This window comes from Halalkalicoccus sp. CGA53, assembly GCF_036429475.1.
GTDB lineage: Archaea > Halobacteriota > Halobacteria > Halobacteriales > Halalkalicoccaceae > Natronorarus > Natronorarus salvus.
Map to the genome: position 1 here is coordinate 2008761 of NZ_CP144125.1, position 17807 is coordinate 2026567.

Below are 17807 nucleotides of genomic sequence, written 5' to 3' on the forward strand. Positions count from 1 at the left end.
CATCGACGCAGCCGAGACGGGACAGTTCGGCAGAATCACGTCCATCGTGGCCAGTCCGGAGTGAGAAACGATGCGCACTCCTCTCGCTACGGCTGTGCGGTCGGTCGTCTGGGGACGAAGCCGGGACCGTATCCGTGCTGTGTGGCGGATAGTGGTCCCACTCCTGTCGGGTCTACTGACGTTCGTGGCTTCGTTTGTAATCGTCGACGCCGCGGGTGCGCCGATGGGAACGGTTCTGGTGGTCGCTTGGATAGCGACCGCACTCGTCGTTTTCGTCGTTGTTCGCGCTACTGCCCGACATCTCGATCAGCGTCCATTCGTGAAGTATGGATTTCGGATATCTCGCGAATGGTGGGCCGATCTTATAGCGGGTATCGTACTTGGGAGCCTCACCATCGTGATGACGTTCCTCGTATCGTACCGGTTCGGATGGTTGATTCTCCCCGAAGGAGGGTTGATGATTGGCTCCGTATCTCCCGTGTGGCTCTCTGCGTTTTTTATTGGATTCATCGCTGTAGCGTTCTGGGAGGAGCTCGTCTTCCGTGGCGTCTTTATGATAAACGGGATCGAGGGTCTCACCGAACGAGGTCACTCTCGAGTGCCCGCTGCCCTGTTCGCACTGATCGGCAGTTCTGTCGTTTTCGCTCTTATCAACGTTCCCGGAGCGGTTTCGGAAGGTCACTCTGCGTGGTTTACCGCTCTCTGGACCTTATCGGCCGGATTGTTGTGGGGAGTTGCGTACTTGCTGACCGGCGAGTTGGCATTGCCGATAGGGTTGCATCTCGGGTTCAACTACGTTTCGAGCAACGTCTTTGGTATTAATGGTGTGGCGGAACTAGAGGGCGTTCCTACGGTCTTTGTCGTAGAGAGTACCACAACCGGGCTCACAGCACCGATGAGTGGGATCCCGATCATCGTCTCGAACGTCTTCGGTATCGTGCTCGTGATTTGTTGGTGCTACTGGCGAGGTGGGAGTCTTACATTTTCTCTGGGTACTCTACAGCCTCGAACGGATTCTCAGCCAGCTCTCTGAGTTACGTCTGTATCAGTCTGCCCTGCTGGCAAACCACCGACCGAGAACAGCTATCCCGAGTAGATGCACAACGAGCCCACCGAGGAGAAACAACGTCCAAAATGGATCGCCAGTGATACCAGCCACGACAGCCTTCACCGGCCAGTAGGTTGGCGGGATTGCAGCAGCAAATTGGAGCGGTTCTGATACCAACGCTACCACCACAGCAGGTCCGAGCACAATTAGATTCACCAGCTTGCTGAGTGTAATCCCCTCGTTTCTGTGTCGGGACCCGGACCGGGGAGCCACCGCCTCCAGGCAGGTGACGAAACTGAGGGGTTCCTCCGAGCAGACTGGTCGTGCCATCCGGGAAAGAATACTTCAGGTACGATGGTGGAAGTATGGACGGTGTAGGGTTCACTTTCTTCGAAACCCGGTGGAATAATACGACGAAGTTCGTTGGGCAGGTGGTCTCCGTGGCTACCGAAGGCCAGCACGAGCGGTGGTCTCTCACCACACGTCCAGGAGTCGATCACGGGACGGCCGCCCGAGACGGACCGGTGAATCTCTATATACCTCGTTTGTATCAGGTTGTGTGTCGGTCATGGAACGGCTCACCCCATTGCCTGTGTTGCACGGTCACATGGATTCACCCAGCGATGAATTTGCACGGTCTGACACGGAGCAACAGGCTACGGCTCGGTCAGCAGTGGGAACACTCGCGTTCTGGTGCTCATACCGTTTTTAAGTGACTACCGGTCCCGTCGGTACGCCTTCGCGAGATAGCGTGTGATAGTACGACGTTTCGAAATTCGGAGTTCGGGTCGAGACCGAGGTATCGGGGCGTGGGTCATTCACTACCGTCGGTGGGTGCTATCGGTTCGAGGTCGTGGCGCTCGGTCCAGACACCGAGATACCAGAAGACCGGCGCCAGGTCCCTCGCTTTCTCCGTCGCGTCGTACTCGACGCGAGGTGGAATCTCGTTGTACGCCGTCCGGGTCAGTAATCCGACGTCGGTCAGTTCCTCGAGTCGGTTCGAAAGCGTGTTCGGCGCGATGTCGACGACCGCTTCGATCTCTCCGAACCGAAACGGCCCCTCGCCGGTCGCGAACTGGTGGAGGATCACGATGGTGTGTTTCTTCCCGAGCAGGTTCAGCAGCCTCGACATCGTCCGATTGTCCTTCTCCGCTCGTTCCGAGCCGGGCGGTCTCGGCGTCTCGTTCGAGAGAATCGTCTCGATGAACTCCTCGGCGTGCGATGGCTCGACCATACCGACTCTTCTCTCTGAAGTCGTATAGCTTGTTCCTTCGAACTCCCTAAGTAGCCTAGGGAGAGCTGAGTTGCTTCATAACTCCTAACTTAATAGTATATCACTTCAGGTGCTGTAGCACTGGATATGGCATTCAGACACGCCACGATCAACACCGAGAAACCCAACGCAGTCCGAGCGTCTCGACTCGTCAAGTACGGCCTGCTCGCGCTCGTCGGCGCGAGCGGAGTGAATCTCCTCGTCCTCACCCTCGGATTAACACTACTCGAGTACCCCTCCGAATTCGTCGGAGGCACATTCGGACCGCTCGCCGCCGGGCCGGTGATCATCAATTCAGCCGTAGCTGCAATCGGAGCGACCGTCGTCTACGGACTCATCACCCGATACGCGGTCCGTCCGAATCGCACGTTCGTGATCATCGCAGGGGTCGTGCTTGTGTTGTCGTTCGCGATGTTCCTCGCACCCGATATCGCCGGTGCGCCTCTAAATGTCTTCGTCACGCTCGGATTAATGCACGTCACCGCCGCAGTGGTCATCGTCGGAGTGCTACTCCGGGCCCACCATCAGAGCCAGTATCTCAGTAGCCGGTAGAGTAGCCTGACAGATGGAAGTACCAACTCTGAGGATCATCACTCTGTAAGAACGTCTCGGTTCGCGACCCTCCCGATATATCAGTGAGAGGAGCGTGAGACACCCATGGTCGACTGTTTACTCAACCACGTTGCCATCGACGTGGACGACCTCGAAGAAGCCGTAGCGTTTTACACCGATCTCTTCGAGATGGAACGAGTGCCGACGCCTGATTTCGGTACTCCCTATGCGTGGCTCGAGTTCGGCGGTCAACAGCTCCACCTCATCGAACGAGGGGGAGGGGACCAGAGACCGAAGCACCAGCACTTCGCGTTGATCGTCGACGATTTCGAGACGGTGTGGAACCGCGCCGAAGACCGAGGTGCCATCGATGAAGACACTGGCTACGTACGGGCACTCCCGAACGGCGTCGTACAGTGTTATATTCGGGACCCGAGTGGGAATCGCGTCGAGTTCATGTGGCCCGATGTCGAAACCCTCCCGGATACCATCGCGACCCACGTCGACCACGTCGAGGCTGAAGCGCCGACGGAGGAGCCTGCTGGCGCCACCATCGCTCCAAACGTCACCGTTTATGAGGATTGATCTCTCCCTGATGGAAGTGCGGTCTAGTGGACTGATCGTCAGGGGATCCCGATGTTTTGACGGCGGCGATACAGGTAATAGAGCGCGACGATGATTCCAATCACGGGTGCCGCGACGAAGTTGAGGATACCGAGGATCCCGTAGAGAACCGGATCCGGCTCCCACGATAGTTCCGAGTCCGCGATCCACTTCGCATCCAGATACAGCGCAATCGGGAGTAACACGGTGAGAACGAGTCCCAGCAGCGCGTAGACGGCTACCCCGACCATGAGGAGGACCATCGCGAACGCGAAGACGGGTGCGATCATCTGCGGTTCTGCCTCCGCTGGTCCCGCGACGATCACTACGGGAGCGAACAGCAACACCGCCGCGATCACGAGCGGAATCGAGAGCAGCGTGTAGATCGGGTACGCAACGATCCAGTACCACCATCTCGAACCCTCCTCAGGGACGGAGACGACGGGGTCTCGGTTTTCGGCGTGAACCGTTCCGGTCGTATCCTCGTTTGACTCGTCCATACCCTTTCTTTCTCTGTCCACTACAATAGACTGGGATGGTCTTCCCTCTCTCGACCGCTAATAGTTCGAACGTCTGAGGGGAGAATCGTCGAGTTCGGTAATCGTCTCGGATCGTGATCTGAGAGGGGTTAGACCGTCGAAGCGCCGTCTTCGGTCTCGAGCGATCGCGCCCGAACACCGTATTCGGCGACGGCGACGAAACAGATCGCCCATAGGACCGCAAGCGATCCGCCGATCACACCGAAGTTCACGCCCTGAACGGGGTCGGGGAACATCGCCGACGCGACGCCGACGAACGCCACCAGAATCGCGACGGCGTAGACGAGCGCTCGCCACCCGACGGGTCGGAAGCTCGCGACGATCGCTCCGAGACCGATAGTCAGTGCACCCCCGGCCATCATCAGGTAGTGCTCGAAGACCACGTGATCGTCCGCGAGCGTCATGTGAAGGTTCATCTGGAGTGCGGCGAACGCGATCAGTGGAACCGCAGCCACCGCGCCGAGCGCCAGCATCCGAGCGTCGAGCGTCTCACGCGACGGCCGGAACGACCGCAGTCCGGGGTGCAACAGGCCGATGATCACGAGCGGGATCGCGAAGATCGCCAGTTCGGCGAGCGCCGAAGCCCCTTCGCCGATGACACTCACGACTAGCAGGGAGGCGACCGCTACCGCCGCGAACAGGTACGCACCGATGCGTTCGGCGGGCCGGTACAACTGGAGCGCGATAGAGACGACGAGTAACGTCAGTAAGCCCCCGATCATCACGTGGTGAACGCGGTGGGTGAAGACCTCGTATCCGGGCGTCCATGCGAGGTAAGCGAACCGCATCGGCTCGTTCAGCGCGAACAGGAGGAACGCGAGGAACGCGGCCGTCACTGCGTAGAACAACGGCTTTCGGCCGAGAGCAGCCGTCCATCGCGTCCGTGCCCGGACCGCCGAGGCAGTGCTCATGCCGATAGCTCCATTCCAGTGTCAGTCCCACCCTCGGACTTCGAGAGTTCTGCCTCGATGAGCTCTTTGGAGGTTTGAAGCGACTGTCTGAACTGGCGTTTGTTATAGCGCTTGGCGACCGGCTCGATTACTCTCTCTAGTAACGAATCGCCGAAACGGTAGTCACACCGCTGGACGACCCGAGTGCCGGTATCGGTCTCCGAGTAGTGATAGTGCATCTCACCGGTCATGCTGGGGCTCTCGAAGGTGGTGATCGTGTGAGCGTTCGGCTCGATGACTCGAAATACCATCTCGGTGTCGACGGACGTCCCCAGCATTCTATAGATAGCGTCCATCCGGACGCCGTCGTCAGTCTCCTCGAGTATCTCGATCTCCGTCAAACTCGGGGTGGCTCGTCGCCAGTTTTTCGGGTCGGTCCCCCATTCGAAGACCCGGTCGATCGGGGCTGCGATCTCGACGCTGTGCTCGAAAGTCGGCATGTGTTTTCACTCCGTCGTCAAACCGGACACCGCATCCTTCGTTAAGGAAAATACTGCGAGACGGTCTGTTGACAGCCGTACTAATAGTCTCCAGGGAATATAAATCTCGCGTGGCACACGAGAATGGCCGCCGACGAATGCAAATTCCCTTCAGACGGCGTAACGGTCTGTCCGGTCACGAGCGCTAGCTGAAGCGATCAACGGGAAACGGTTTTAGCGGGGTTGGAGTCCGACTACTACGAAATCCCTCGTGAGATCCGACCGAGCGAACTGGCCGACGAGTTCGGGATCAGTCAGCAAGCGCTCTCGAAACGGTTCCGGCGAACGCACCGGGCGTTAGCGGAGAACGCGTTCACGGTTACCCCACCGGAGAACCAGAACTGAGTCTCGGAAGTGATAGAGCGCTACGTGCGGGGAGCGTGAATCAGTCGTCTCTACCCGGAGGGGTGATCTCGAAGGGGTCCTCGGATTCAGCGGTTAGATTTACGAACCTCGTGCCTCCGCACGGGCATTCCGACTCGAGGCCGATGATTCGAACGTTACCATCGGGCCAGAGGCGAGCGGCATAGGCGGAGCCACAATCGATACATTCGGCTGCTATTCGCCGTGCGTTTTCTTTCCCCACCATCGGTACCACGATGGGGTACGTGTGAGCATATGGGTTACTATTCTGCCAGTACGTCGGTGTGATCACCCTAGCCCGACCGCTCGGGAGCGGGAGCGATACAAGGGCGTGCCTCCGGCTGTCTCCGAAGGAGCTCCGGGGACATCCCTTCGGCACGTGAGGTAGCAACGGACGGATTGATACATCTCACCGAAAACATTCAGTTACTTCTCGAATCAGATCGAAACCGGATCACGAATCGATCATCACCCGACCGATCGCGTCCGAGAATCGTTATTCTGGTAGTTGTTCGTTATCGCCGAAAAGCATCGCCAGGAGTGTTCGTTCTGCAGTTCGGAGATGGCGGTTGAACGTCGGCCCCGTAATGCCGAGCATCTCGGCGACTTCTTCGCCGGTCACGGTTCTCGGCCATTCGAAGTAGCCCGCGAAGAAGGCGGTTTCGACAGCCGCACGCTGCTTGTTTGTGAGCCGATCCGTGAGCTCTGAAGTGATTTCGAGAGCGGTTCTCGCCTCTCGAACCTTACTCCGTTGAGCGACCAACTCGGTCTCGGGATACACGTCGTTTACCGCGTCGAGCACCTCTCTCGGATTCGTCGCTGGTGGGAGGTCGGCGACGACACGTGTCTCGTCCACGGTCGTCTGCACGCTCCGTATTCGACCTCCATGCGCTGTTATGGTTTCGGTGAGTGATGGTCCCACGACGGTCAGCCTGAAAAGGAGTCCTCTTCCCCGATCGACTCCGTCGTCGAGAAGCGCCACGTCCTCTACTGCCGGAAACCGTGTGATCGAATCCGTGAACTGCTCTTCAGACAGCCCGAAGACGGTCATGAACTGGAAGAGTCGGCCGTCGTCGATCGGCACCGTTCGTTCGACCGAGAGAAGTGTCTCTGTATCGTCCTCCCCTCTCGTATCGGGAGTCGCTTCCTTCGTCAGCCGTCGAGCGATCTCTTCGTTCCGAAATTCGAGTTCGATCACGGAGTCGGATACGAGTGCTTTTCGTTGTTCGGCAGCGTGAACTGCGTGGCCGATCACAGCGCCGAGATGCGCCACTGAATCCCGTTCTTGTTTGCTGAACGCGTTCGTCCGGGCCGTGTAGATATTCAAGACGCCGTAGAGGACGTCGTTGTGGAGGATCGGAATCGCGGCTGATGCGTCGAATCCACGCTCCATGGCTTGCTCCCGCCAAGGCTCGTACGTCGGGTCCGTCTCTATGTCGTGTTGAAACTGCGGCTGCCGTGTCCGAACCGCCGTTCCCGTCGGTCCTCGCCCGTGTGGATCATCCCGGTCGATAGACAGACGACTCTCCTCGAGATACGACGTTTCATCACCGGCCATACAGTTCGGCCTCACCTCGTCGCTCGCTCGTTCCACCTCGCCGATCCAGGCGAACACGTAGGAATCGGTCTCCACCAGCCGATCGCAGACCTGCCGTTCGATCTCCTCCCGCGAGGATGCGTCGATGGCTGCGTGTGTGATCTCCTGAATCACCCTGTTGAGATGGTTGATCGCGGCGAGCTGATCGCGCTGGTACTCGAGTTGCTGTTCGTACCGCTTGCGTTCGGTGATATCGATGAAATACTCCGTTACGCCGGTTTCCGAGGGGTACACTCGGACGAGGAACCAGGAATCGACCGGGGAGAAATACTCCTCGTACACGACCGGTTCCTGTGTCTGGACGGCCCGTCGATACTGATCTTCGAACGGTGTCCCGATCGCATCGGGAAACTGCTCCCAGATCACCGACCCGACCAACTCCTCCACAGGGCACTCTAAGAGCTCTTCTGCCGTTTCGTTTGCATAGGTTACGCGTGCTGCTCTATCGAATTCGAGGATCGCGTCAGTGATACGGCTATACACGTCTTCGGGGCACTCCCCGAAACGGTGTCCCCGAACGCTCTCGGACCCTGTCTCGGACGAATCGTCGAACTGAACGCTTATTCGCAGTTCGTCGTACTCCACGACCGGTCGTTTGGCACGCCCCTCTCGGACGAACGAGAGTACACGGAGGGCCTCGAAACGCTGTAATTCAGTGTGAACGTTCTTGATATCGCGGTCGACGAGCCGAGCAGTCTCGCTGATACTCGGTGGCTCCTCACGGCGAATCACGTCGATCAGTTCGAGTGTCTGTGGGGTAAACGTTCGATAGAGCTCTCCGACGTCCGGGAACACCAGGACGTCGATCTCACCCTCGGAGGTAGTCTCGTCACTCGTCCGTACAGCTACTGGCTCGCTCTGGTCGTACCGCGTTCGTTCACTCCCGGTTACCGTGGCGACGAGCAGTGAACTAGGAGGGGTTCGGTTCAAGGACATGGCTGTGCTCGTAACCCACTCACCGAGTGCGGCGGTGTTTCATGTGAATCTATCACACGGTATGGGGCGGTAGATACGGATAAGTGCTGCGCATAGGGTTCGCCCGACCTCCTCCGAGTAGACCGTGGAGTGGCTGACCTCGACAGAACCCTTGGTTACAGGACCAGTGATCACCCACGAATTCACGATTGTTCGTCACATCGGTCCGGAGATCGTGGGTGTGGCGTTTACGTCCGATACATAGTGGACCGTGACTATTTGTCACCAACGAACTGTGTATCGATCTACACAGTCATTTCTCGATACTCGTAGATGATTTTATCGAATAAATTTATTATTCCTTCTGTGATTTACAGCGTACTATCGTCCTGCTACCGTCGGTACACAACGGTCGTAGCCGAGTTCGTTTTCCCGTTACCCCCTCATTCGTGAACTGGCGACGCTGTCTGTGGGACAACGAGGTGGTCGGTGTGCCAAAATCAGTCGGCAGACGCCGAGGGTGCCTCTGACACCCCTTGGAGAGGACCGAAATGAAAGGTGAACGCACCACGAGCGTAGTCACGGTGACGGTACGAATCACGGTAGTACAATGAACACGGACTCGTCTGACGAGAAGTGGATGCAGGGGGATCGGGAGACGATTAGCCACGTCGATACGATCGTAGAAGCTGAAGACGCCGTCTTCGGCGGTGTCTCCGATCACACGCTCGCTTTCGGTGCTCTTGCGTCTCGGTCTTGCAGATATACGATCTACTATTTCTTGTCGACGTCCGAATCGAGTGCCTCGCTCTCGAAGTTGGTTACAGGTATTCAGACACTCGCAGGCCAGCAGAGCGAACGACAGGTGAGAGCCGACGACGAAACGCTCGAAACGCTCCTTCTCGAGAAAATCATCCCACAGCTCGAACGGCTCGGTGTGATCGAATACGACGCCCGAAGTGAGACGGTACGATATTATCGCCGGCCGTTCATCGAAGAGTACGCGGAACACGCGGCGTTCCAGGAGCTATCGACCCACGAGTAGTGATAGGGATCATCGGTGAAGTTCGTACTTCTCCGACTTCGAACCGAGCGACATCGGTGACACGTGTACCCGAGAGATTCAGTTGACTACGATGATCCCTATGAGGAGCCCTGCGTTTGATTCGAGCGTCTGCGTACCTGTACCGGATAGTGTACTGCTTCGACACGCAGTGGAGATCGGTGCAGAAGTCCCCCGTAGCCCATCGACGTCCCACCCCTCGGGTAGGCTCTCCACGGTCGATAACGTTAGCACTTTCCGTGCACCGTCGGCCGCATCGACGGTCGTCCGTGCGAGGGTAGCCCCCCCCGAAGTGATCGCACGGTACACGTACTCGATACCCTCGTCTTCGACGAGGTCGATCCTCTCGGCCCCCTCGTTGGAACTCGGTTCGTCCTCCGGCGGGACACACCGTAATGTGTGGAACTGGACACTCCCCACCGTTACTACCAATATACTGGCATAAAGTGCAGAAACGCTACAGATCGGCTCGATAGAACCGGGAGTAGCCGACGACGAGCGGGACGACGAGCCAGAAGCCGAGGACGACGATGCCGACCTCCGGAGAGAGGAGGAACGAGCCTGACTCCGCGGATGCGCCGTCGAGACCGGCGCCGTTCTGGGCCGGGTCCGCACCGATCGCGTCCGCGAGGTCCGGGAGCAGAGCAACGACGGTCGAGAAGTACGCCGACGAGGGAGAGACCTGCATGACGGTGAAGACCCACTCGGGCATCTCGGTGGGGAGCGAGAACCCCTCGACCACGAAGACGACCGCCATCGGAACCACGTCCCACAGCAGCTCGAAGACGACGAAGAAGCCGAGTGCGAGCGTCGTCGCCCGTGTCGTCGAGCCAGTTGTCGCGGAGAGTCCGACGACGATCCCCGCGTAGATGGCCGCGAAGACGAGCGTGATCAGCACGAAGGCCAGTACCGACCCGATCTCGAACGTTCCGAGCAGTACGGAGCCGAACCCGAGGCCGACCAGGAGACCGACGCCCAGACCAAACACGAGAACCGCCGCCCGACCGAGGAGCTTCCCGACGAAGACGTCCAAGCGGGTGGTCGGCAACGAAAGCAGTAGCTTGATGCTCCCGAGTTCGCGTTCGCCCGCCAGCGATTTGTAACAGACCACGATCGCAGCCAGCGGAACGAACAGCCCGGTGAGCCCGACGGTGAAGAAGATCAGACCGGCGAACGTCGCACCGCCGGGTTCACCGAACATCTCCGGCACTTCGACGTACGCGAACGTCGAGGCGACCGAGAGCACCACGAAGACGCCGACGAGCGCCCACAGCGCTCGCGACTGGACCGCATCACGGAAGTCCTTCTTCGCGACCGCGATCCAGGTCACGGCCGTCCCTCCTGCTCCTCGTTCGTATACCGAACGAACAGGTCCTCGAGGGACGATTTTACCACCGAGAAGTCCTGGATCGGCGCCACCTCGGCGTCGATGGCGTGCAGGACGGCGAACTTCGAGACCCCATCGACCGTGACGCGGAGCCGCCCGTCCTGTAACGAGGCGGCTCCAACCCCGTCCAGACGGGACACTCGGTCGGCGATCCCGTCGCCGAGGTCCGATAGATAGACGAACAGCGTTTCCCCGGTCTCCGTCGAGTCTCGAAGGCCGTCGATCGTGTCGACGGCAACGAGCTGTCCCCGGTCGATGATCGCGACGCGATCACAGACCGCTTCGACCTGTTCCATGACGTGACTGGAGAAGAAGACGGTCGTCCCACGGTCGTTCTCCGCTCGGATTATCTCTCGCATCTCGCGGGCACCGTTCGGGTCGAGCCCCGTCGAGGGCTCATCGAGCACCAGGAGGTCCGGCTTCCCCACGAGAGCCATCGCGAGAACGAGGCGCTGGCGCATCCCCTTCGAGTACCCACCCGCCTTTCGGTCGGCGGCGTCGGCGATCCTGACGCGTTCGAGTAGCGCCATCGGATCCTCGTCGCTGTCTTTCATCTCGATCGCGAACTCGAGGTGCCGTTTGCCCGTCAGTCGGTCGTAGACGTGATACGCGTCGGGGAGGACGCCGGTCCGTTGCCGAACCGCTTGTCCCTCCGTCTGCGCGTCGTGACCGAGTACGGTGACGGTCCCCTCGGTCGGCCGGATGAAGTCCAACAGGACGTCGATCGTCGTCGATTTCCCCGCGCCGTTCGGTCCGAGGAAGCCGAAGATCTCGCCCTCCTCGACGACGAGGTCGAGTCCGTCGACGGCGACGACGTCGTCGAACCGTTTCGTCAGGTTCTCGATCTCGATCGCACCCATTCACCTGTCTCCGATCTCTGTTGTTACGATTCTCATGTGCTGTGGTGATCGTCGTACGTCGTCGTCCCCACGATCATAACACATCCGCTATCGGCGGAAGAGATCCGGCCGACTACCACTCCGACCGAGCGATCAGTCGAGCCGGATCGGAACGTCGATCACTCGGTCCGGAGTTCGTAGAGTGAGTGAGATGGAGTTCAGCCGAGGAGGTACCTGGTTTTCGGGTAGCGCTCGACGAGCGGCTGGCCCCCAACGTCGATCCCCTCGATGTATCGGTCGAGCCCGAGGATCCGCCCCGCGCCGAACGCCGCGACCGCGAGGAACACCACGAGGTAGACCAGGTTCGAGTTCACGAACCCCAGCGGCCCCGCGACGTCCCAACTCCCCAGGTAGAACATCGCCATCTGCAGCGCCCCGCCGAGCGCCGCCAGTCGGACGAACGCCCCTGTAATGAGGGCGATCCCGATCAGCACCTGCGTCACCGGGACGACGACGTTCACCACCTCCATCAGCATCGTGCTCGCGGCCATCGCCGCGTAGATCCCCGCGACGGGACCCTCCGAACCCATGAGGTAGCCCGCCGCGTCGAAGGACTCGCCCGAGACGAACGCGACCTTCCCGAGGCCAGCCCCGAGAAACGCCCCGCCCATGACGAGCCGCAACGCGACGACGAACCACGCGGAAAGCGCGTGTGGCGTTCCGGTGAGCGTGAGCCCGCCGATCCTGCTCTCGAGTCTGTTCTCAGTCGGTGTGGATATGGACATGACCGGTCTCTCCTTACAACTACTGATACACCCACCGAGTACTTAGACCACGGAGCGGATTCCCAAACCCTGAGAAACGGCGACCGATACGGGGGTGGGTCCGATCTACGCGCGACTGCTCGCTTCGTTCGGCCCGACTCGGCATCCCCATCGAGGCGGTGTCGGGCGCCGATTTATTACCGCGCAGTCCCAGGAGAACGTATGGTCTCCGATCGTGCGGAAGTCGGTGCGGGTGTCGAGAACGTCGACCTCTCCGGACGGACGGTGCTGGTGACGGGCGCGACCGGCGGGATCGGCCGCGAGACGGCACTGGCGCTCGGCAGGCTCGGCGCACGTGTGTTAATCCACGGCCGGAGCGAGGTGCGGGGACGAGAGGTCCTCTCGGAGCTCTCGCCGCTCGGGGCCGACCCCGCGCTCTTCCTCGCGGACTTCGCCTCCCAAGAGGCGGTCCACGCGCTCGCGGCCGAGGTCGAGGACCGCGTCGACCGCCTCGACGTGCTGGTGAACAACGCTGGCGGGCTGTTCACCGACGGCGAACTCACCGAGGACGGGATCGAGTACACGTTCGCGGTGAACCACCTCGCCCCGTTCGTGCTCACGGCCGGGCTCTACCCGCTGCTCTGCGAGAGCGAGGGGCGGGTCGTGGTCGTCTCCTCGGAGGCCCACCGCGGCGTGCGTCTCGACTTCGACTCGCTCCGCTCGGTGGAAGGGTACAGCGGCTGGCGCGCCTACGCCCAGTCGAAGCTCGCGAACGTGCTGTTCGCGCGCGAACTCGCCGTGCGGGGGGACGAGGACGGCGTGAGCGCGAACGGCCTCCACCCGGGTATGGTGCCCGGGAGCGGTTTCGGGCGGGACCTCCCGGCCCCGATCCGCGCGGGGATGGACGCGCTCTCCGGCCCGCTGGCGGCGCTCCCGGGGCCGTTCGTCGACAGCGTCGTCGAGGGCGCTGAGACCTCCGTCTACCTCGCCGCCTCCCCGGAGGTCGAGGGCGTCTCCGGCAGGTACTTCGTGGACTGCGAGGAGAGACGGCCTTCGCGGGCGGCCCGCGGCGAGCGGTCACGAGAGCGTCTCTGGACGGTGAGCGAGGAGCTGACTGACACGACGTTCGCGGGGTGAGACCGACGACCTGCCGCCAGCGGAACGGGTTTACCCGGGTCGATCGAAGGGACGACGACTCGAGAGAGGGATCCGCCCATCGCAGGACGCCTCAGACGGTTGATCGGTCGGTTCGAGAACGTCCTCCTCGTCGCCGTGGCGGTGGCGGCCGGGGTGGCCGGGCCGAGCGTCGGCGCCGCGCTGGAGCCGCTGGTCACGCCGCTGGTGGTCTTCCTCGTCTACACCTCGCTCCGGGGGCTGCGCCCCGCCGAAGTCGAGGTCCGATCCTACGGGCTACTCGTCGCCCTCTCGCTCTGTCTCTCCTACGTCGTCCTCCCGGCCGGTGGGATCGGGCTCGCGCGTCTCGTCCTCGACGGCGGCGCGCTCGTCGGCTTCGCGATCGCGCTCTCGGTCCCGACGACCGCCGGCAGCGCCATCGTCTGGACGCGTTTCTCCGGCGGCGACGTCCAGCTCGCGACGACTACCTCGATCGCCTCGCTCCTGTTCGGGCCGGTCGCGACGCCGATCGTCCTCGCCGCGCTCGTCGGGACGGGTGCGGGGGTTCCAGCGACCGCGGTCCTCGTCGACCTCGCGGTGATCGTCGTCGGTGGCGTCCTGCTCGCCGTCGTGATCCCGTCCGACACCTTCTCCGCGAGAACCGTAGACGGGGCGACGACGTTCGCCATCCTGCTCCTGATCTACACGAGCGTCGCGGCCGTCGATCCCGCGGGCGTCGCGGTCCGGGACCTCCTCGGGATCGTCGGCGTCTCCGTCTTCCTGCTCTGTTTCGGGCTGGCGCTCACCCTTATCTGCAAGCGGGCGTTCGGCCTCGACCGCCCGCGGGCGCTCTCGCTCTTCTTCACGAGCAGCCTGAAGAACCTCGGCATCGCGCTGCTCGTCGCTCTCGCCTTCGCCGACCCGCTTGTCGTCCTCGCGATCATCACCTACTACGTCCTCCAGCAGCTTTCGGGGGCGGTCCTCGCCGACGTCGTCCCGTGAGGGCGTGGACCGAACACTTCCGCTCGGGCCCACGAGACGCTCACGCGTGACGTCCATCGCGGAACTCGCGCTCACCGATCCCCCGCTGTTCGTCCCGACGTTCGAGGCCGTCCCGAGACCGAGTGCACGGTGGAAGACGTCCACTACGTCACCGACGGCTCGGGGGAGACGCGTGTCGTCGTCTTCTGGTGGGCCGCCGGTTGTCGGTTCTCCGGATACGAGCCGGTGGACCGCTTCGGTACCTCCACGCGACAGGCGGGCGGAGGATGTGCCCGTTCGGGTGCTCGGGCGACCGATCGGTGACGGCTCAGTCCCAGAACGCCTTCGTCCGGGCGTACTCGCGTTCGAGCGCGAGGATGTCCCTGTAGAAGTCGTCCTCGTCCTCGCGATGCCTGTTGATGATCCGTGCGGCGTTTCGCGGCCCGACGCCCCGTGCCGCGAGCGCGATCACCGCCTTCTTCCCGTGGCCCTGCACGAGGCTCGCCGCGCGGTAGGCCCGCTGGGTCTGTTTCTCCTGCTCGTCGTCCTTCTCGTCGGCCCTGACGGCCGCCACGACCTCCTCGGCCCACGGGTTGAGTGCCGCGATCCGGGTCGAGCCACACCGTGGACACTCGGGCTGCTCTGTGACCCGGCGCACCTCCTGGATCCGATCCCACTCCCGGCAGGCGAGACAGGCGAGCAGCACCCTGTCGCCCTGTAAGCGTTCACGAACCGTCTCGACCACGCTCGCGTCGGCGTTCTCGGGCGAGAGCAGTTCCGTTCCGGTCGATGCGCCCGATAAACCGATCGGCGTCCGCTCGCCGACGCGTTCGAGACCGACCTCTCCCGCTCGTAACCGGCGGAGTACCGCGACGGCGTCCGGCACCGAGAGGTCCTCGTGGAACGTCTCGCGAAGCGCCTCCTCGTACGCCGGCGAGTCCGAGAGCGCGGCGATCAACCGGCTCGCGGAGATACGCTGGCTGGAGCCACGACCGCGCCAGTCGGCGAGCGCGCCGAACTTCGTCGCGATCTGTGAGAGCCGAAACCCGAGCGAGTCGGAGTTCTTGAGCGCGAGTTCGAGGATCGCCTCGACGTGCTCGGGGTCCACCCCATCCAGTTCGTCGGCGACCGCCCATGCGTCGATCCCCGATGGAACGGTGAGCGTGATCCGGTAGGGGTCGACGTCGAGACCGATCGAGGAGCCCGTCCGCTGGCCGAGCAGGGCCGAAAGTGTCCGTCCCAGGGTCTCGTTCGTCGTATGACCGAACGCCGCGTTCACCACCACCTCCTCGCCCGTCCCCTCCACGACGATCCGGTCGTCCGTCGGGACCGGGTATCCGCCCTCGACCTGCTCCGCGACCGGCGCGAGCGCCTCTCCCATCGTGTGCGCGTCGGTCGGGAACCGCCGGGCGAACTCGTGGGCGACCGACTCCAGTTCGCCTCCCGCCTCGAACTGTGCGGCGGCGATCCGTCTGAGGGAGCCGACGCGCTCGGCGACCGTCTGCGGGACGGGGATCTCCTGGCCCACCCAGGAGGGGATCTCGCCGCCGGGGTCCTCGAGCGGGCTCACTCTGACCTTCTCCTCCTCCTCGTCGATCTCGACGATCCGCCAGAGCTTGCCACGCTGGATGAACGTCTCGCCGGGCGAGGCGAACGTGATGACGAACCGTTCGTCGAGCGTTCCGACCGCCCTCCCGGAGGCGACGTCGCGCACCTCGAACGTCGCCTCGTCGGGAATCATCGAGAGGTTCGCGTAGACGTACTGCCAGGTGCCGCCGGACTTCTCGATCGAGTCCTCTGCCTCGTCCAGCCAGACGATCCGGTTTCGCCCGAGTTCGCGCACCACCCCCCGGAACGTCTCCTTCTCGATCCCGGAGAAGGGCGCGGCGCGGGTGAGTACCTCGTAGGCGTAGATCGCACGGACCTCGCCCTCCGCCATCACCAGCCCGGCGATCTGGTTCGCGAGCGTGTCGAGACTCCCCTCGTGGATCTCGGCGTTCTCGACCTCGCCGTTCCGGGCGCCGTCGACGATCGCGACCGCCTCCAGCGCGTCGTCCGGGGTCGTCGCGATCACGGTCCCCACCGAGACCTCGCCCTCCCGGTGGCCCGCCCGGCCGACGCGTTGGAGCAGCCGCGAGACCTCCCGCGGGCTCGCGTACTGGACGACGTGGTCCACCCGACCCACGTCGATACCGAGCTCCATCGAGGAGGTACAGAGCAGCGCGTCGATCTCGCCGGCCTTGAACGCCTCCTCGGTCTCGATCCGCGCCTCCCGCGAGAGCGAGCCGTGATGCACCCCAATCTCGGTCCCTAACTCGGACTCGAGCAGCCTGAACCGGGAACCGAGCGCCTCCGCGGTCTGTCGGGTGTTGACGAATATCAGCGTCGAGGCGTTCTCGCGGACGATCTCGGCGATGGCTCGCACGTGACTCGCGAGTTCGGGATCGGTCGCGAGTTCGCCAGCCAGCCGTTCGTCCTCCTCCCCGACCTCGGGAGTGAGGACCGAAACGTCGATCCGGCTGCCGACGTCGACCTCGCAGATCGTACAGCCGCGGCCGCCGGTGAGGAACTCGCCCACCGACTCGGGATCGCCGACGGTCGCCGAGAGGCCGATTCGCTGGAACTCGCCCGCGAGCTCGACCAGGCGTTCGAGACCGACGGCGAGCTGTGCGCCGCGTTTCGACGCGGCCAGCTCGTGGACCTCGTCGACGACGACGTGCGAGACGTCGGTGAGCGCCCGCCGGAGCTTCGAGCCGGTGAACATCGCCTGGAGCGTCTCGGGCGTCGTGACGAGGACGTCCGGCGGATCCTCGGCCTGTTTCTGCCGCCGGTAGTTCGTCGTGTCGCCGTGACGGACGTCGATCTCGATGTCTAGTACAGAGCCCCACCACTCGAGGCGTTCGCGCATGTCGCGGTTGAGCGCTCGAAGTGGCGTGATGTAGAGCGCGCTGATCCCGAACGGGACCTCCTCCCGTTCGGCGATGGCGTCGAACACCGGCAGCATGGCCGTCTCGGTCTTCCCCGACCCGGTGGGGGCGATCACGAGCGCGTGTTCGCCCGCGGTGAGCGGTCCGAGCGCGATCCGCTGGGGTTCGGTGGGGGTCGAAAAGCCGCGATCCGAGAGCGCCGCCCGGATCGATGGGCCGAGCGTGGCGAAGGCGTCGACCCCGGTCCCCGCGCTCGCCGTCATTGTCGGTACGTGGGATCGGCGGACGAAAAGCGCGTTGCTTGCCGCCGTACGGACGGCTGGCGACCCGTCTCGTAGGTCCCCTGGCACCGACGACCGGTCAACGCGCCCGCACGAGAACGCACGCGCAGGCCCTGGGTTTAGCGTCCGGAGA

Annotated in this window: 16 protein-coding genes and 1 pseudogene; 7 read left to right on the forward strand and 10 right to left on the reverse strand. The window is 62.5% G+C overall.

Annotation, left to right across the window (positions count from 1 at the left end; genetic code table 11):
* Nucleotides 1-223 precede the first annotated feature (223 nt).
* Nucleotides 224-1033, forward strand: a complete 810-nt coding sequence (locus V2L32_RS11960; protein ID WP_331232631.1) for a CPBP family glutamic-type intramembrane protease — start codon at nt 224-226, stop codon at nt 1031-1033.
* An 829-nt stretch (nt 1034-1862) separates the two neighbouring features.
* Here the strand turns inward: V2L32_RS11960 and V2L32_RS11965 are convergent.
* Nucleotides 1863-2282 (reverse strand): winged helix-turn-helix transcriptional regulator, encoded by a 420-nt coding sequence (locus V2L32_RS11965; protein WP_331232632.1) that lies wholly within the window; start codon nt 2280-2282, stop codon nt 1863-1865.
* 126 nt (nt 2283-2408) lie between these two features.
* Between V2L32_RS11965 and V2L32_RS11970 the strand changes: the two genes are divergently transcribed.
* The gene (locus V2L32_RS11970; protein ID WP_331232633.1) at nt 2409-2873 is read left to right on the forward strand and encodes a DUF6069 family protein; all 465 of its coding nucleotides are present in this window, start codon (nt 2409-2411) and stop codon (nt 2871-2873) included.
* 105 nt (nt 2874-2978) lie between these two features.
* The gene (locus V2L32_RS11975) at nt 2979-3458 is read left to right on the forward strand and encodes a VOC family protein (protein WP_331232634.1); all 480 of its coding nucleotides are present in this window, start codon (nt 2979-2981) and stop codon (nt 3456-3458) included.
* 38 nt (nt 3459-3496) lie between these two features.
* Here V2L32_RS11975 and V2L32_RS11980 read toward each other — a convergent pair whose 3' ends face one another.
* The 3 genes from V2L32_RS11980 to V2L32_RS11990 all read right to left on the reverse strand — a co-directional run bounded on the left by V2L32_RS11980 (nt 3497) and on the right by V2L32_RS11990 (nt 5405).
* Complete coding sequence (locus V2L32_RS11980) at nt 3497-3976, reverse strand: hypothetical protein (protein ID WP_331232635.1); 480 nt, start codon at nt 3974-3976, stop codon at nt 3497-3499.
* A gap of 128 nt (nt 3977-4104) precedes the next feature.
* Nucleotides 4105-4926, reverse strand: coding sequence for a hypothetical protein (locus tag V2L32_RS11985; protein ID WP_331232636.1), 822 nt, complete (start codon nt 4924-4926; stop codon nt 4105-4107).
* Complete coding sequence (locus V2L32_RS11990; RefSeq protein WP_331232637.1) at nt 4923-5405, reverse strand: SRPBCC family protein; 483 nt, start codon at nt 5403-5405, stop codon at nt 4923-4925. Before V2L32_RS11990 ends, V2L32_RS11985 begins: the two co-directional genes overlap by 4 nt.
* A 210-nt stretch (nt 5406-5615) precedes the next feature.
* On the opposite strand from V2L32_RS11990, the pseudogene V2L32_RS11995 reads away from it, so the two are divergent.
* Nucleotides 5616-5789 (forward strand): annotated as a pseudogene (locus tag V2L32_RS11995) (helix-turn-helix domain-containing protein); the annotation flags it as partial.
* 514 nt (nt 5790-6303) lie between these two features.
* Here the strand turns inward: V2L32_RS11995 and V2L32_RS12000 are convergent.
* The gene (locus V2L32_RS12000) at nt 6304-8340 is read right to left on the reverse strand and encodes a bacterio-opsin activator domain-containing protein (RefSeq protein ID WP_331232639.1); all 2037 of its coding nucleotides are present in this window, start codon (nt 8338-8340) and stop codon (nt 6304-6306) included.
* Between the two features lie 589 nt (nt 8341-8929).
* Here V2L32_RS12000 and V2L32_RS12005 point away from each other — a divergent pair.
* Nucleotides 8930-9364: a DUF7344 domain-containing protein gene (locus V2L32_RS12005; RefSeq protein WP_331232640.1), complete on the forward strand. Its 435-nt coding sequence runs from the start codon at nt 8930-8932 to the stop codon at nt 9362-9364.
* 78 nt (nt 9365-9442) lie between these two features.
* Here V2L32_RS12005 and V2L32_RS12010 read toward each other — a convergent pair whose 3' ends face one another.
* From V2L32_RS12010 to V2L32_RS12025, 4 genes are all read right to left on the reverse strand, one after another.
* Nucleotides 9443-9802, reverse strand: coding sequence for a hypothetical protein (locus V2L32_RS12010; RefSeq protein ID WP_331232641.1), 360 nt, complete (start codon nt 9800-9802; stop codon nt 9443-9445).
* Between the two features lie 37 nt (nt 9803-9839).
* The gene (locus V2L32_RS12015; protein WP_331232642.1) at nt 9840-10712 is read right to left on the reverse strand and encodes an ABC transporter permease; all 873 of its coding nucleotides are present in this window, start codon (nt 10710-10712) and stop codon (nt 9840-9842) included.
* The gene (locus tag V2L32_RS12020) at nt 10709-11629 is read right to left on the reverse strand and encodes an ABC transporter ATP-binding protein (RefSeq protein WP_331232644.1); all 921 of its coding nucleotides are present in this window, start codon (nt 11627-11629) and stop codon (nt 10709-10711) included. Before V2L32_RS12020 ends, V2L32_RS12015 begins: the two co-directional genes overlap by 4 nt.
* Before the next feature lie 197 nt (nt 11630-11826).
* Complete coding sequence (locus V2L32_RS12025; protein ID WP_409348420.1) at nt 11827-12387, reverse strand: DoxX family protein; 561 nt, start codon at nt 12385-12387, stop codon at nt 11827-11829.
* A gap of 207 nt (nt 12388-12594) precedes the next feature.
* Between V2L32_RS12025 and V2L32_RS12030 the strand changes: the two genes are divergently transcribed.
* Nucleotides 12595-13509 carry an SDR family oxidoreductase gene (locus V2L32_RS12030; protein ID WP_331232646.1) on the forward strand — a complete coding sequence of 305 codons (915 nt, stop codon included), beginning with the start codon at nt 12595-12597 and terminating at the stop codon, nt 13507-13509.
* Between the two features lie 99 nt (nt 13510-13608).
* Entirely contained in the window at nt 13609-14487 is an 879-nt protein-coding gene (locus tag V2L32_RS12035) for a bile acid:sodium symporter family protein (RefSeq protein ID WP_331232648.1), read from the forward strand.
* Nucleotides 14488-14794: 307 nt separating this feature from the next.
* Here V2L32_RS12035 and V2L32_RS12040 read toward each other — a convergent pair whose 3' ends face one another.
* Nucleotides 14795-17656, reverse strand: coding sequence for a DEAD/DEAH box helicase (locus V2L32_RS12040; protein WP_331232649.1), 2862 nt, complete (start codon nt 17654-17656; stop codon nt 14795-14797).
* Nucleotides 17657-17807 lie beyond the last annotated feature (151 nt).